At 63.3% G+C, this 13,795-nt stretch carries 15 protein-coding genes; 7 read left to right on the top strand and 8 right to left on the bottom strand.

The features are described from left to right. Positions 1-115 precede the first annotated feature (115 nt). Together rpoD and dnaG are read right to left on the bottom strand one after the other, a co-directional pair. Complete coding sequence (gene rpoD, locus ABIC09_RS31130; protein ID WP_148751576.1) at positions 116-2,251, bottom strand: RNA polymerase sigma factor RpoD; 2,136 nt, start codon at positions 2,249-2,251, stop codon at positions 116-118. Between the two features lie 373 nt (positions 2,252-2,624). Next, positions 2,625-4,676 carry a DNA primase gene (gene dnaG, locus ABIC09_RS31125; protein ID WP_354111692.1) on the bottom strand — a complete coding sequence of 684 codons (2,052 nt, stop codon included), beginning with the start codon at positions 4,674-4,676 and terminating at the stop codon, positions 2,625-2,627. Positions 4,677-5,019: 343 nt separating this feature from the next. Between dnaG and ABIC09_RS31120 the strand changes: the two genes are divergently transcribed. The 3 genes from ABIC09_RS31120 to ABIC09_RS31110 all read left to right on the top strand — a co-directional run bounded on the left by ABIC09_RS31120 (position 5,020) and on the right by ABIC09_RS31110 (position 6,225). Continuing rightward, entirely contained in the window at positions 5,020-5,334 is a 315-nt protein-coding gene (locus ABIC09_RS31120; RefSeq protein ID WP_354111651.1) for a BrnT family toxin, read from the top strand. A gap of 67 nt (positions 5,335-5,401) precedes the next feature. Continuing rightward, a complete protein-coding gene (locus ABIC09_RS31115; RefSeq protein WP_246229902.1) occupies positions 5,402-5,590 on the top strand; it encodes a BrnA antitoxin family protein in 189 nt (62 codons plus the stop codon). Between the two features lie 71 nt (positions 5,591-5,661). Then, positions 5,662-6,225, top strand: a complete 564-nt coding sequence (locus ABIC09_RS31110) for a chlorite dismutase family protein (RefSeq protein WP_354035540.1) — start codon at positions 5,662-5,664, stop codon at positions 6,223-6,225. Here ABIC09_RS31110 and ABIC09_RS31105 read toward each other — a convergent pair. Further along, a complete protein-coding gene (locus tag ABIC09_RS31105) occupies positions 6,222-6,620 on the bottom strand; it encodes a gamma-glutamylcyclotransferase family protein (RefSeq protein WP_354035539.1) in 399 nt (132 codons plus the stop codon). The genes ABIC09_RS31110 and ABIC09_RS31105 overlap by 4 nt on opposite strands. 127 nt (positions 6,621-6,747) lie before the next feature. After that, positions 6,748-7,659, bottom strand: a complete 912-nt coding sequence (locus ABIC09_RS31100; RefSeq protein ID WP_354111650.1) for a transglutaminase family protein — start codon at positions 7,657-7,659, stop codon at positions 6,748-6,750. A gap of 92 nt (positions 7,660-7,751) precedes the next feature. Between ABIC09_RS31100 and ABIC09_RS31095 the strand changes: the two genes are divergently transcribed. After that, positions 7,752-8,558 carry an N-formylglutamate amidohydrolase gene (locus ABIC09_RS31095; protein WP_354111649.1) on the top strand — a complete coding sequence of 269 codons (807 nt, stop codon included), beginning with the start codon at positions 7,752-7,754 and terminating at the stop codon, positions 8,556-8,558. Here ABIC09_RS31095 and ABIC09_RS31090 read toward each other — a convergent pair. The 4 genes from ABIC09_RS31090 to ABIC09_RS31075 form a co-directional block, all read right to left on the bottom strand. Then, entirely contained in the window at positions 8,555-9,535 is a 981-nt protein-coding gene (locus tag ABIC09_RS31090) for a DUF3592 domain-containing protein (protein ID WP_354111648.1), read from the bottom strand. The two genes, ABIC09_RS31095 and ABIC09_RS31090, sit on opposite strands and share 4 nt — an antisense overlap. 75 nt (positions 9,536-9,610) lie before the next feature. Beyond that, the gene (locus ABIC09_RS31085) at positions 9,611-10,228 is read right to left on the bottom strand and encodes a LysE family translocator (protein WP_354035689.1); all 618 of its coding nucleotides are present in this window, start codon (positions 10,226-10,228) and stop codon (positions 9,611-9,613) included. A gap of 50 nt (positions 10,229-10,278) precedes the next feature. After that, on the bottom strand, positions 10,279-10,827 hold the full coding sequence (locus ABIC09_RS31080; protein WP_354111647.1) for a hypothetical protein: 549 nt from the start codon (positions 10,825-10,827) through the stop codon (positions 10,279-10,281). A 2-nt stretch (positions 10,828-10,829) separates the two neighbouring features. Continuing rightward, entirely contained in the window at positions 10,830-12,275 is a 1,446-nt protein-coding gene (locus ABIC09_RS31075) for an LVIVD repeat-containing protein (RefSeq protein ID WP_354111646.1), read from the bottom strand. Positions 12,276-12,422: 147 nt separating this feature from the next. Between ABIC09_RS31075 and ABIC09_RS31070 the strand changes: the two genes are divergently transcribed. The 3 genes from ABIC09_RS31070 to ABIC09_RS31060 are packed head-to-tail and all read left to right on the top strand — an operon-like array spanning position 12,423 to position 13,709. After that, entirely contained in the window at positions 12,423-12,737 is a 315-nt protein-coding gene (locus tag ABIC09_RS31070; RefSeq protein ID WP_354035531.1) for an ArsR/SmtB family transcription factor, read from the top strand. Beyond that, a complete protein-coding gene (locus ABIC09_RS31065; RefSeq protein ID WP_354035530.1) occupies positions 12,730-13,200 on the top strand; it encodes an SRPBCC family protein in 471 nt (156 codons plus the stop codon). Before ABIC09_RS31070 ends, ABIC09_RS31065 begins: the two co-directional genes overlap by 8 nt. Continuing rightward, entirely contained in the window at positions 13,197-13,709 is a 513-nt protein-coding gene (locus ABIC09_RS31060) for an SRPBCC family protein (RefSeq protein ID WP_354035528.1), read from the top strand. The genes ABIC09_RS31065 and ABIC09_RS31060 overlap by 4 nt, the downstream gene beginning before the upstream one ends. Positions 13,710-13,795 lie beyond the last annotated feature (86 nt).

Raw genomic sequence — 13,795 nt, 5'->3', positions numbered from 1 at the left:
AGTTCTATCTCCAATTGTCATTGTGCCAGACCAACGATCAAAAATAAACGGCGGGCTTTGCGGCCCGCCGTTTATTGAGGCTAAGGCCGGGCTGAGCCGGCCAAAAACTCCTGGATCAGTTATCCAAAAAGCTCCGCAGCTTCCTTGACCTCGACGGATGCTTCAGCTTGCGCAGCGCCTTGGCTTCGATCTGGCGGATACGTTCGCGGGTGACCGAGAACTGCTGGCCGACTTCTTCCAGGGTGTGGTCGGTGTTCATGCCGATGCCGAAGCGCATGCGGAGCACGCGCTCTTCGCGCGGGGTGAGCGAGGCGAGCACGCGCGTGGTGGTCTCGCGCAGGTTCGACTGGATCGCGGCGTCGATCGGGAGGATCGCGTTCTTGTCCTCGATGAAATCGCCGAGATGTGAATCCTCTTCGTCACCGACCGGCGTTTCGAGCGAGAGCGGCTCCTTGGCGATCTTGAGGACCTTGCGGACCTTCTCGAGCGGCATGCCGAGCTTTTCGGCGAGCTCTTCCGGGGTCGGCTCGCGGCCGATCTCGTTGAGCATCTGGCGGCTCGTGCGCACGATCTTGTTGATCGTCTCGATCATGTGCACGGGGATGCGGATGGTGCGCGCCTGGTCGGCGATCGAGCGGGTGATCGCCTGCCGGATCCACCATGTGGCGTAGGTCGAGAACTTGTAGCCGCGGCGGTATTCGAACTTGTCGACGGCCTTCATCAGGCCGATGTTGCCTTCCTGGATCAGGTCGAGGAATTGCAGGCCGCGGTTGGTGTACTTCTTGGCGATCGAGATCACGAGACGGAGGTTGGCTTCCACCATCTCCTTCTTGGCCTGGCGGGCTTCGCGCTCGCCCTTCTGCACGGAGTGCACGATCTTGCGGAACTCGACGATCTCGAGGCCGGTCAGCGCCGCGAGCTGATGCACCTCGTGACGGAGGTCCTTGATGCGGTCCTTCTCGTGGTGGACGAAGTTCTTCCAGCCCTTGGCCGAAAGCTTCGAGACGCGGTTGAGCCAGCGCGGATCGAGCTCCGAGCCGGTGTAGTTGCGCAGGAAGTCCTCGCGCGCGACGCCGTGGCTGTCGGCGAGGCGCATCAGGCGGCCCTCATGCGAGACGAGGCGCTTGTTGATGTCGTAGAGCTGCTCGACCAGTGAATCGATACGGGCCTGGTTCAGGCGCAGCGACTTCACCTCGACGATGATCTCGTCCTTCAGCTTCTTGTACTTGCGCTCCTGGTGCGGCGAGAGCGACTCGTTCTGGAGCTGGTTCTGGATGTCCTGCTCCTGAAGCTTGCGCAGCTTCTTGTAGCTGTCGGCGATCTTGTCGAAGATCTCGACCACCTTCGGCTTGAGCTCGGCCTCGATCGCCGCAAGCGACATCTGGTTCTCGAACTCGTCGTCCTCGTCCATGTCGGCTTCGGCGGCGGACTCCGCAGGATCCTTCTCGGCCTCGCCGGCATTGCCGCCGGCGGGCGCGGCGCGGAACGGGGTCGGCGCCGGGGGAGCGGCGGGCGGCGCGACATGTGCGGGCGCACCCACGGCAGCGACGGGCTGGTCACCTTCGGCCGGCGCTTCGCCGTTGGGACCGGCGATCATCGCAGTGTTCATGCCGGCCTTGGCATCGGGTCCGGCATAGGTCGCTTCAAGATCGATGATGTCGCGAAGGAAGATCTTTCCTTCGTTGAGCTCGTCGCGCCAGATGATGATGGCCTGGAAGGTCAGCGGGCTTTCGCAGAGGCCCGCGATCATCGCCTCGCGGCCGGCCTCGATGCGCTTGGCGATCGCGATTTCGCCTTCGCGGGAGAGCAGCTCGACGGTGCCCATCTCGCGCAGATACATGCGCACGGGATCGTCGGTGCGCTCGCCCGGCTCGCTCTTCTTGACCTCGGTGACGGCCTTCTGCGTGACCTCGACGAGTTCGTTGTCGGTCTCGTCCTCGCCGCCCTCGTCCTTTTCTTCCTCGCCTTCGCTGTCGTCGGCTTCGGTGACGTTGATGCCCATGTCCGAGAGCATGGACATGATGTCCTCGATCTGCTCGGGCGAGGTCTGGTCGGACGGCAAAACTTCATTGAGCTGATCGAAGGTCACGAAGCCGCGCTTCTTGGCCTGCTTGATCATCTTCTTCACTGCCGCGTCGGACAGATCGAGCAACGGAGACGGCGCGTCCTGGGAGTCCTTCTCCGGCGCGTCCGCTGCCTTGTCGTCCTTTTCCTTATCCTTCGCCTGCAGCGTCTTTGCCTTGGTGGCCATCCATTGCTCCTAAACGCGTTTCATGCAGGCGTGCGCGCGCCCGCGTGAAATCACTTGAACCTGTTGCTCGACGCTCTCGCTTCGTCAGATCTCGACACGGAAAGGGCGGCGCGCACATTTCTCGCCACCCCGACCTTTCTCTCGCCGGATTTGCCTAACGCTTCGTGAGCCTCTTTGTCGCAGCGGATGCAGGTGAAGTGCCAACAGCTATTGCGCGGATTCATTCCTGACGCGTCTGTTCTGCCTGCGGCCGCCTGGGGGCCAAAGTGCTACAAGACCGTTAAGCCTCGATTAACCCTGTTTTTGCCGCCAAACCTTGGATTTGGCGAGTCTTTTAGCGGTGCCTAGCGCGGCCGTCCGCATGATTCTTTCATCACACGCTCTTCTGGAACCGGCCCGACAACTCGCCAAAACCCTCGATCAGGGCCTCGGTGCCGTCGACCGCGGCCAGCCGGGCCTTGACGTCACGCAGCCACGCCAGATTGGCCTCGCTGGGATCGTCCCCCAAGGCCAGCTCGGCGTCTTTCAGCTCTCTAAGTAGTGAATGGTACTGCCGATGCAAGGCAACGAGCTGGTGCCAGGTCGCAAGAACGTCATCGCGGGCCGCGCCCTCCCGGGCACCCCACACCGCCGCGGTGGTGATGCCACCCTCAACTCTTTGAAGAAGCTGCAAAAATCCGCCCTTCTCGATATCGGCCCGCATCTTCTCGGCCTGCACGCCGGGGTCTGGCGAGTGGTGATGATCGTTGGCGAAAGCCGCGATGATGCCGGCCCTGAGCTTGTGGGCCTCGGGGTGGGCGAACTCCAGGGCCGCGACTTCCTCGAGGTGCTCATGCAGCAGCCAAGGGTGGTTGATCAGGCTTTGCAGGATCAGGGCCTCGCGGCGGGAGATGGCGCTACGCTGCCCCCGCATGATCGGGCTCGCCGCCAGCTGGGGGCTCGCCGCCTGGTAGGGGCCGGAGGGCAGCGGGGCCGGGCCGGGCGGGCCGCGGCGGCCTCCGCCAAATCCTTGTCCAGATCCTTGCCCGAATCCTTGGCCAAATCCCTGACCACCGAATCGATTCGCCTGCCCGCCGCCGCGGGGCTGGAATGCGCGGCCGCCGCCCTGACGGAAATTGCCGCGGCCGGCAAAGCCGCCGCGCCCGCCATCGGGTGCAAACGTCCGCTGGAGCCGCTCGACGAACTCGTTGCGGTAGTAACGCCGGACCACCTCATCACGGATGCCGTTAGACAATTCCTTGATGCGCGCTTCCAGCGCCGCACGGCGCTCGGGCGTGGCAAAATTGCCGCCTTCGAGCTCGCGCGACCAAATCATGTCGGCAAGCGGACGCGCCGCGGCGATCACCTCCTCGATCGCACCGCGCCCGCCGGAGCGCGCGAGATCGTCGGGGTCCTGCCCTTCCGGCAAAAGCGCAAAGCGCAGGCTCTTGCCCGGCGCAAGAAACGGCAAGGCAAGGTCAGCGGCACGATAAGCGGCCTTCTGTCCGGCGCGATCGCCGTCGAAGCAGAGGATCGGCTCGTCCGCCATCTTCCAGAGCAGCGCGAGCTGGTTTTCGGTCAGCGCAGTTCCGAGCGGCGCGACGGCGCCTGGGAAACCCGCCGTGACCATGGCGATGACGTCGACATAGCCTTCGACCACGATCAGCGATGCGCCGTCATGCGTGGCTTTGCGCGCGGTCTGGTGATTGTAGAGATTGTCGCCCTTGTGGAAGAGCGGCGTCTCCGGCGAGTTCAGGTACTTGGCCGGAACGTCCTTTTCCAGCGCGCGTCCGCCGAAGGCGATGACGCGACCGCGCAAATCAGTGATCGGAAACATCACGCGATCGCGGAAGCGATCGTAGGGCACGGGAATGTCGTTGCCGGCCACGAGCAGACCGGTCTCGATCATGTCCTCGACGGACACGCCGAGCTTGCCGAGATGCTCCTTCAGCGCGAAGCGCTCGGGTGGTGGCGGCGCATAGCCCAGCCGAAACTGCACTTGCGTCGCCGGCGAGATGGCGCGGTCGGCGAGATAGCCGCGGGCTTTCGCGCCGACACGCGAGGCCAGCGTCTCGGCGAAAAACTTGGCCGCGAGCTCCATCACGTCATGCAGCGTGCGACGGCGCTGCTCGTGCCGCGCCGCATCCGGCGTCACCGCCGGCAGCGGCAGGCCGGCCATGCTGGCGAGCCGCTCGACGGCTTCGGCAAACGGCAGGCCGTCGGTCTCCATCACGAAGTTGATGATGTCGCCGTGCTTGCCGGAGGAGAAGTCGTGGTAAAAGCCCTTCTGGTCGTTGACGTAGAAAGACGGCGTCTTCTCCTGCTGGAACGGCGACAGCCCCTTCCACTCCCGCCCCGCCTTCTTCAGCTTGACGCGCTTGCCCACGACCTCGGAGACCGAAAGCCGGGCACGAAGCTCGTCGAGGAATTGGGGCGTGAAGCGCACGGCCATGTGTAGCGCAATCCAGAGTGAGTCGGGCGAAGGATCAGGGATATAGGTGCGGCCAGCCCAGAAGTCAGGTTTGTCAGGGTTATGCGGGTTATTCGACCTATGCACAGGGCGGGAAATCTCTCGCGAAACGAAATCCCTACCCGGGGTTCCTAGACTACCCGCCCATGGAGCAATCAGTTTCGACCTTTCCCGGCGGGACCGGGATTGTTGACATACAACGATTACGTTTGTATATACACGCACACGATGAAGTCGCGGCTACGGCTTCAGACGTCATAGCAAACCTCATGCGCGGCAAAATGCGGTGTCATTTGGACAATTTGCCATGACGGAAGATTTGCAGTTGCTGTTCGCGAGCGTTCGCGACTTCGAATGGGATCCAAAGAAGCGCGCGACAAACCTGCGCATTCACGGCATCGACTTCGAAGACGCGCGCGGAATTCTCGACGGCCATACCTTCATCCGCCGGTCGGATCGCAATGACGAAATCAGGTACCAAATCTTCGGTTACATCGACGGGCGGGAAGTCGCGGTCGCCTGTGCGATCCGCGGGACGGTCTGCCGGTTCATCTCGGTCCGGCGTGCGCGTGAAGACGAACGGCAGAAATACTACAATCGTTTCAAGGGACTCCCCGAGGAAGGGGAAGACTGACTGGGCTCGCGTCGACGCGCTGACCGACGAAGACATCGCCGAGGCTGTCGCCAACGACCCCGATGCGGTGCCGATTGATATCGACTGGTCGGATGCCGTGTTGGTGATGCCGCCGAGGAAGAAGGCGATCTCCATCCGGCTCGACGAGGACGTGCTCGATTTCTTCAAACGCGAGGGCGAGGGCTATCAGCGGCGCATGAATGCGGTGCTGCGCTCCTACATGCAGCAGAAGTCGAAGCCGAAGAAGCGGGCTTGATCCGGGGCAAAACCTCCGAATGCTGGTGACGGAGCCCTTGAACCCCGCCCGGTTCCACGCTTCCATAGGCCATGTTCAGGACCTTTCGGGGTGGCCAGAGCGGGGGCTGGCGCGTGACCTCGATGTTACCGGTGACGGGCGAGCCCCTGCCCTTCATGCCGGCGCTGTCGGTCAACGACAGCGACGCCGTCTCGTTGCCGCTGGTGCCCTCGCGCAATGCCTGGCGCCTCGTCGGTGTGCCGAGCAGCCTGCGCTACACCGAGCGCGCCGAGAAGCAGCAGCTCGTGAGCATGCAGGCCGGCCTCGGCCGACCGGAGGCAACCAGCGCGGCGCTGATCCCGATCCGCAAATCGCAGGCCTGGTGGGAGCTGACGCAGGAAGAGCGGCGCAAGATCTTTGAAGACATATCGCACCACATCGCGAGCAGTCTTCGTTTTCTGCCCGCGATCGCGCGCCAGCTCTATCACTGCCGCGACCTCGGCGAGCCCTTCGATTTCCTGACCTGGTTCGAGTTCGCGCCCACCCACGCTTCGCTGTTCGAGGAGCTGGTCGGCATGCTCAGGCGGACCGAAGAATGGACCTATGTCGAGCGCGAGGTCGACATCCGCTTGGTAAAGGAAGTGCTGTCGGCCTAGTGGTCGAGAAAACGACCGGACTCGATGCGGGGCAGGTCCGTCACCGGCCAATTGTAGATGTAGGTCCAGGCCGGCGCAGTCGTGCCGTCCGCGCCGGTCACGTCGATCAGCTGGCGCAAATATTCCGTCGGCTCCGGAAAGCCCTCGCCACAGGCCTCGTACATGTCGAGCTCGCGCAGGAGCTCGTCGCCTGCGCGCAGTTGAAAAAGCTCACCGTGCGCAAGGTCGGACGGCGCGTCGGACAGCAGCAATCCCGGGTAATGCTTCACCAGCACGAGCCGGCCGCGGCAGCTCGCTTCGCCCAGAAAATCCGCATGCTGCGCCAGCAGCCGCGCCATCGGGTGGTCGAAGCCGCGCATCAGGGTGCCGTAGACGAAGAGACGATCGGAGGTCATGGGGCTCTATAAACTCTCCACGCCGTCATTGCGAGAAGCTCTTGCGACGAAGCAATCCAGACTATCGCCGTTGGAAAGACCCTGGATTGCTTCGCTTCGCTCGCAATGACGAAGGAGACAGCTGTATTTACAAGACCTCCGCTGCCAGCTCCGCGCCGCTGCGTTGCTCGTCCGAGATCACCTTGATGCTGACGTCCATGACGTCGAAGGCGTCCTGGGTGCCGATATAGATGCCGTGCAGCGGGATCGCCTGGCGCGGGTCGCGGGCGACCGCGACACGGATGAGATCGCGGGTGCCGACGATGCCGTTGGTCGGATCGAACTCGATCCAGCCCGCGCTCGGCAGATAGACCTGCACCCAGGCATGGGTCGAGCCTCCGCCGACATGGTGATGCGCGATGTCTTCGGGCACGAAGATGTAGCCGGAGACGAAGCGCGCGGCGATGCCGAGCCGGCGCAGCGCCTCGATCATGAACAGCGCATAGTCGCGGCAGGTGCCGGTGCCCCACTGCAACGTATCGAACGGGGCTTGCGTGCCGGGCTCGTGACGCCTGCGGTATTTGAACTGCTTGCGGATGGCGTGCGTGATGCGGCTCAAGATCTTGAAGGTCGGCGACGGCGCGTCATCGTCGAGAAAGCCGCGCGCCCATGCCGCGATCTTGCCGTCGGGATCGGGATATTGCGGCGTCATGTACTGGACGAGATCGGGCAATTCCGCGTTATCGTATACGAAGGGATAGAAGTAAGCGGGATCGTCCGGCGTCAGCGCGAATTCCTCGGCCGGGGTGTGCTCGACGGTGACGTGCCAGTCGAAGATCAGACGGTCCGCGCGCTCGTCGAAATCAGCGATCGCGACCGAATTGCCGAACACGTCGTGGATCCAGCGCAGCGACAGCGGCTCCGGCGAGATCTCGAGCTTGGAGGCGAGCACGCGCAGATCATGGCCGTCGCTCGGACGCAGCATGAACCTGTGCTCACCGAAGGCCACCGGACGATTGTAGCGATATTCGGTCTTGTGATGAATCGTCAGCAGCGGCATCGTCGGGAGATCATGGTGATTTTGGGCAGACCCATCTATAGCGATTCGTTGCCCAATTTCCGGGGCGACTGCTTTTTCCATAGGCAATCAGGATGGCTTTAGACACAGCCGAGGCAACGGATCAACTCCTTGGCGAAGGCGATATTCCGCCAGTGCATGAGGTGAATGCAGCTGGCACATCACCCTTCCTGCTCACATCGGACCATTACGGCCGCATCCTGCCGCGCTCGCTCGGCGATCTCGGGGTCTCGGAAAGCGAGCTTGTCAGGCACATCGCCTGGGACATCGGCATTGCCGGCGTTGCCGAGCGGATGGCGGAGGTGCTGGATGCCCATCTTGTCGCACAGCGATATTCGCGTCTCGTGATTGACTGCAACCGGCCGCCGGGCCTGGCGAGCTCGATCCCCGTGATATCGGAGGCGACGGCGATCCCGCGCAACGAGGGCATTCCGGACAGCGAGCGCGCGGCACGGCGGCGCGAGATCTTCGAGCCCTATCATCATCGCATCGACACGGTGATCGACAGCCGGATACACGCAAAGCGGCCCACCGTGCTGGTATCGCTGCACAGCTTCACGCCTGTTTATGCCGGTGTCGCGCGGCCCTGGCACATTGGGGCGCTCTACAATCGTGACACCGTGCTGCCGAAGCTGCTGTTGAAACATCTGCGCGCAGAGGGCGATCTCGTCGTCGGCGATAATGAGCCCTATGCGGTGAGCGATCTCAGCGACTACACCATCCCCGTCCACGGCGAGGCCCGCGGCCTCGTCAACACCGGCATCGAGATCCGCCAGGATCTGATCGCGGATCAACCCGGCCAGCAGCAATGGGCGGAGCGGCTGGCAAGGATCTTTGCGGAGATCGAGATGGAGTTGAAGCCGGAGCTGTTGGTCGACTAGCCGCGCGTCGCGACGAACAGCGCGAGCGCAGCAAAGATCGCGGCGATGCCCCATAGCACATAGGCGAAGCGACCGCCGCCGCGAACATCCAGCGTGGCCTCGGCGGGGTTGTCGGGATTGACGTGGACCTCCACAGTCGCACCATCCTGATAGAGCGACATCAGCTTCTCCAGCAAATTGGTGGAGGCCTGTGGCGTGCCGGCCGCAACCCGCGCGCATTCATTGGTGTAGCGGACATTCTGGTAGCTGTAGGTATAGGTGACGCGTTTGCCGAACATCTCGACGCCACGGCTTTCGCCCGGCTCGCTCGCCTCGTGATATTCCTCCATCTCCGACAGCTTGACGGTGCCCGGCACCACTGGCCAACGCGTCGCCACCGCGGCCTGCCGCCGCACCGCCCAGCCCATCAGAGCGATGACGAGGCCGAACGCGCCGAAGCCCACGACCATCCCCGCAAGGTCGGGCCGGCCGATGTGACGCGCGAGCCAGGCATAGCTCTGGTTGAGGCCAAACGCCGAGCCTAAGATGATGGCGACGACGATGGCCGAGCCGATGCCGAGACAGCCCCACAGGCCCTTGGGCAGGTCGCGCTCCAGCACCGCCTGATCGGGATGGCGCGGATTGTAGTAGACCGTGACGATGCTGCCGGCCGGATATTTCGCGAGCTTCTCGGTGACCTGGAAATTGCCGAGGTCCTCTCCGATCGAGACGCGGTTACAGCTCAGTTTCCGGCCGCTCACCGAATATTCGTAGGTCACATTCGCGAAGTTGCGGCTCTCCATGCGGTAGCCGTCCTCACGCTCGTCGTCGGACACCCTGACCTCGCGCACCTCGGCAACTGACGTGACGACCTTGCCTGATACCTGCGGCCAGCTCCTCGCCTCGCGCGCCTGCCAAGTCTTCACGATGGCGGCAATCAGGATCAGCGCGAGCGGCGCGAGCAGCATCGCGTAAACCAGCGGAGGCAAATTCGGCACGGCAAAAATCCTTCGTCAGCGGCAATGCTTCCTTGGACGCATCGCCGCTGACGAAGGTTCAACCGGGTTGTCAGCTCATTTGGCCCTGATCAACGCCAGCCAGATGCCGCCGCCGATCATGAAGCCGCCGGACACGCGGGACACCATGCGGGTGCGGCGCGCCGAGAAAAAGCCGCGGACCTGTCCGGCAAGCAGCGCGTAGATTCCGTCCGTCAAGCCGGCAAGCACCATGAAGGTGATTCCGAGCACCAGGACCTGCGACAGGTGATCCTTGCTCATGTCCATGAATTGCGGAATGAACGCCCCGAAGAACACCAGCAGCTTCGGGTTCGACAACGCCACGACAAAGCCCTGTAAAAGGAAGCCACCGCGAGGGGGTGGCGGCGGCGCGTCGGTGTCGACGCCCTCAACCGGAGAGCGGATCAGCTTGATGCCGAGCCAGACCAGATAGGCCGCGCCCGCAAAGCGCACCCAGTTGAACCAATAGCCCATCGTCGCCATGAGCGTGGTGAGGCCCACCGCAAGTATGCCGATCACGATCAGCAGCCCCACCTGCACGCCGAGAATGTTGGTCAGCGCCGCGCGCGTGCCGTGGCGCAAGCCGTTGGCAATGACGAGGGTGACGATCGGGCCCGGCAGCAACGCGAGCGCGATGCAGGCAGCGATGAAGGCGAGATAGGCTTGCATGGACATCATGATGAAGACTCAAGCTGGGGGCGTTTGCTTGTATTAATGCATGGCACTTACTTCCCGTCCAGCGCCGCAACCAGCCACGATTTCATCTCCTGCGTCTCCAGCAATGCGAGCGCCGCATGCTGCATCGCGTTGGCGTCGCCCCGCCCCTGCGCCGCCGCAACGAAGAGATCGCAGCGCCGCGAGACGGCGACGCCGACCGCGGCGTGGCTCGTACCGTCATATCTCGCGAGATCATAGCGCCGCGCACGACCGCGCATCTCGCCGACATGCACCACCTCGCCCGGCGCGGTCGCCGTAAAGCGCGGAGAGATCAGATCGATATCGGCAACACGATCGACCTCGTCGTCATCGGCGACGCCGCTATCGCAATTGCAGAAGCCGCGCTTGGCGCGGATATAGAGCTCGGCGCCGTCGCAGCCACCGCTCTCGCAGCGAAACGCACGGCCCGCAGGCCAACCGTCGCACGGGAACGGCCAGGCGAGCTCGCGCCAATGCGCCGATGTCGGCGCAGGCTGCGGCGCAAGCCGATACACCCCGACGCCGGACACGATCCCGAGTGCGGCAAGGGCAAGCGCGATCGTCGCCGCGCGCCGCATCGTCAGTTCTTCGGCAGGCCGGCAGCGGCACGTGCCGGCCCGGTCAGCTCGAGAATGTGCAGGCCAGTGTTGGCGCGGTCGACGATGTAGATGTAGCCGCGGTCGTCAGTCTCGACATTGTTGGTCTGGATCGCGACCTTGCAGCGCTCGCCGCCTTCGACCGGAATGCAGCGCTTGTCGGTCGCCTGCGTGATCGCAGGAATGAAATAGCCGACTTCCCTGGGATGATAGGGATCGCGGATGTCGAGCGCGCGCACGCCGGCATTGAAGAAGGCGATGAAGGCCATCTTCTTGTAGTAGACTGGCGCCATGCTCTCGTTCGAGGAATGCGAGCCGAAGCGGCCACCGCGCTGGCAGAACTGCCCGCTCGCCTCCGGCACGGTGTAGCTCGAGATCATCATCGGCCGCGTTTCGGTGGTGACGTCGGCGAACCACACCATCTGACGCGCCTCGCCGCATTCGTTCAAAATCGCCTCGTCGACGATCATGACGATGTCGCGGGTCTTGCCGTCCTTGTCCTCGGCGAATTCCGCAACCGGCATGTCGAGCATCGGAAACGTGGTGTGCGCGCCGTTGAACGCCGACATCGGCAGCCGCGAGATCTCGGGAAGGCGCAGATTGTCCGGCGTCGGCTCCTTCGGCCCGTTCAGAAGCTTCTCGCGATCGACGATCTGCAAAATGCCGCCCTTGTTGGTGCCGTAACCGAAATAGACGCGGTTGCCATTCGGCCCGGTCGAGATCGGCCCATGCAGCTCGGTCGGCACCGCGCCGCTCGATCCGGGCTCCTGGCCGGGCAGGCCGAAGTCGCGGATTTTTTGTGGATGGGCGGGATCAGAGAGATCATAGATCTGCGTCATGCGCCGTGTGCGCCAGTCCGGCGCGCCCGAGACGAGATAGGCAATGCCGGTGTCGCATTCCCACCAGCTCTTGTGCGTGTCCTTCAAGCCGCCGATGCGCGTGATCAGCGCGGGATTGGCGGGATCGGCAACGTTCCAAATCTCATGCGCCTCGCTGCCGAAGGTGCGCAGCATGTAGACCGCGTTCGGATCTCCCTTCGGCAAGCTCTTGCCGTCGCAGACCCGCACCATCTGCGCGCCGCCGGATTCATACTTGCCCTCCTGCCCAGGCAAATGCCTGAGATATTTGGGATGCGCGGGATCGGTGACATCGACGATCGAGGTGCCGTTCGGCTCCGCCTGGCCCGTCATCGGATTGACGGGCGCCGGCACGTCGTCAGTGCCGCCGTGGTGTCCGATATAGGCGATCCAGCGGTCGCCCTGGTGATGGATGGTCGGCTGATAGGCGCTGCGTGCCTGCAAATCATTGGCGCCCACCAGCTTCATGTTGGACGCCTCGGGCGGCGCACCGATGGTCTGCTTCTGGGCGTGAACAAACGTGCTGCCGGCGAAAAGGACGAGGGCGGCAGCAGTCAAGACGCAACGGAACATCAAAGTCCTCCCGGAACCAATCTGCGCTGGCTGGGATTCAAGGCTAGCACAGCCAATTGCGGACGCCAAAGACACCATCGCTTACGCGTCGCCCCGGAATGACGGAGCTCTTGACATGCAACCATTTGGTTGCCTATTATTGTCGCCATGGATGAGGTCTTCAAAGCGCTCGCCGATGCGTCACGACGGTCGCTGCTGGACGGGCTTCACGCCAGGAACGGCCAGACCTTGAACGAGCTTTGCGAAGGCCTCGCGATGACGCGTCAGGCCGTGACAAAGCACCTTGTCATTCTGGAAGAAGCCAACCTGGTCACGACCATCAGGCATGGCCGCGAGAAGCTGCACTATCTCAACCCGGTGCCGATCCATCAGATCGGCGAACGCTGGATCAGGAAATTCGAGCGCGGCAAGCTCGCCGCGCTCAGCGAGTTGAAACGTCAGTTGGAGAAACGCGATGAGTAAGCCGCAATTCGTCTACGTGACCTATATCGAAACCACGCCGGAGAAGTTGTGGAAGGCGCTGACGTCGAGCGAGTTCACCAGGCAATACTGGTTCGGCGCCGAGGTACGGTCGGACTGGAAGGTCGGCTCGCCTTTCGCGCTTCTGCTGGACGGCGAAATCACCGATTCCGGCGAGATTTTGGAGGCCGATGCGCCGCGGCGCCTGTCCTACAGCTTCAAGCACCAGAAGTTCGAAGAGCTGCGCGGCGAACCAGTTACGCGAGTGCTCTTTACGCTCGAGCCCTTCGATTCAGTCACGCGGCTGACGGTGCTGCATGACGGCTTCATCGAGGGCGGCAAATATCTCGGTGCTGTCTCCAGCGGCTGGCCCGCGATCCTGTCCCAGCTCAAGACCCTGCTGGAGACCGGCAAGCTGCTCAACGTCACGCGCGCGGCGCTCAACAAGGGATTCGATGCAAAATGAATCTCGATCAGTTCAAGCCGCTGACGGTCTATACCATCTACATCGCCTCCACGCCGGAGAAGGTGTGGGAGGCGCTGACCTCGGCCGAGTTCAGCCGGCAGTATTTCTTCGGCAATGCCGTGGAGGTCGAGCCGCGGCTCGGCGGGGCGTTCATCGTGCGCACGCCCGACGGCGCCCTGCACATCAGCGGCGAGGTGCTCGCATATGACCCGCCGAGAAAACTCTCGGTCACGTTCAACGTGAACTGGCCCGATCTGATCGAGAAGCTCGGGCCAACCCTCGTCACCTACGACATCGAAGAGGTCGGTGACGCGGTGCGGCTCACCATGAGCGAGGGCCATGATCGGCCGCTCAGCGACGACATTCTTGCTGGTGGCCGCTCGGGCTGGCCCGCGATCCTGTCCAGCCTCAAGAGCATGCTCGAGACCGGCACGCCGCTCGTGGTCAAGATGGGGCCGCCGCAACGGATGCTGGATGCGTTGAAGGCGATGGGGATCAAGACGCCGTAGGAGATGTTTGGCGACGACTCGCGGTTTGCCAGTCGAGCGTGACAACTTCTCCCTGGGGATATGGGCCCCCGCCTTCGCGGGGGTCA

The sequence above is a fragment of the Bradyrhizobium sp. S3.12.5 genome, from assembly GCF_040548225.1.
Classification (GTDB): domain Bacteria; phylum Pseudomonadota; class Alphaproteobacteria; order Rhizobiales; family Xanthobacteraceae; genus Bradyrhizobium; species Bradyrhizobium cytisi.
Note: the sequence above shows the minus strand (reverse complement) of the source record. Positions and strands in the feature narration are given on the sequence as shown.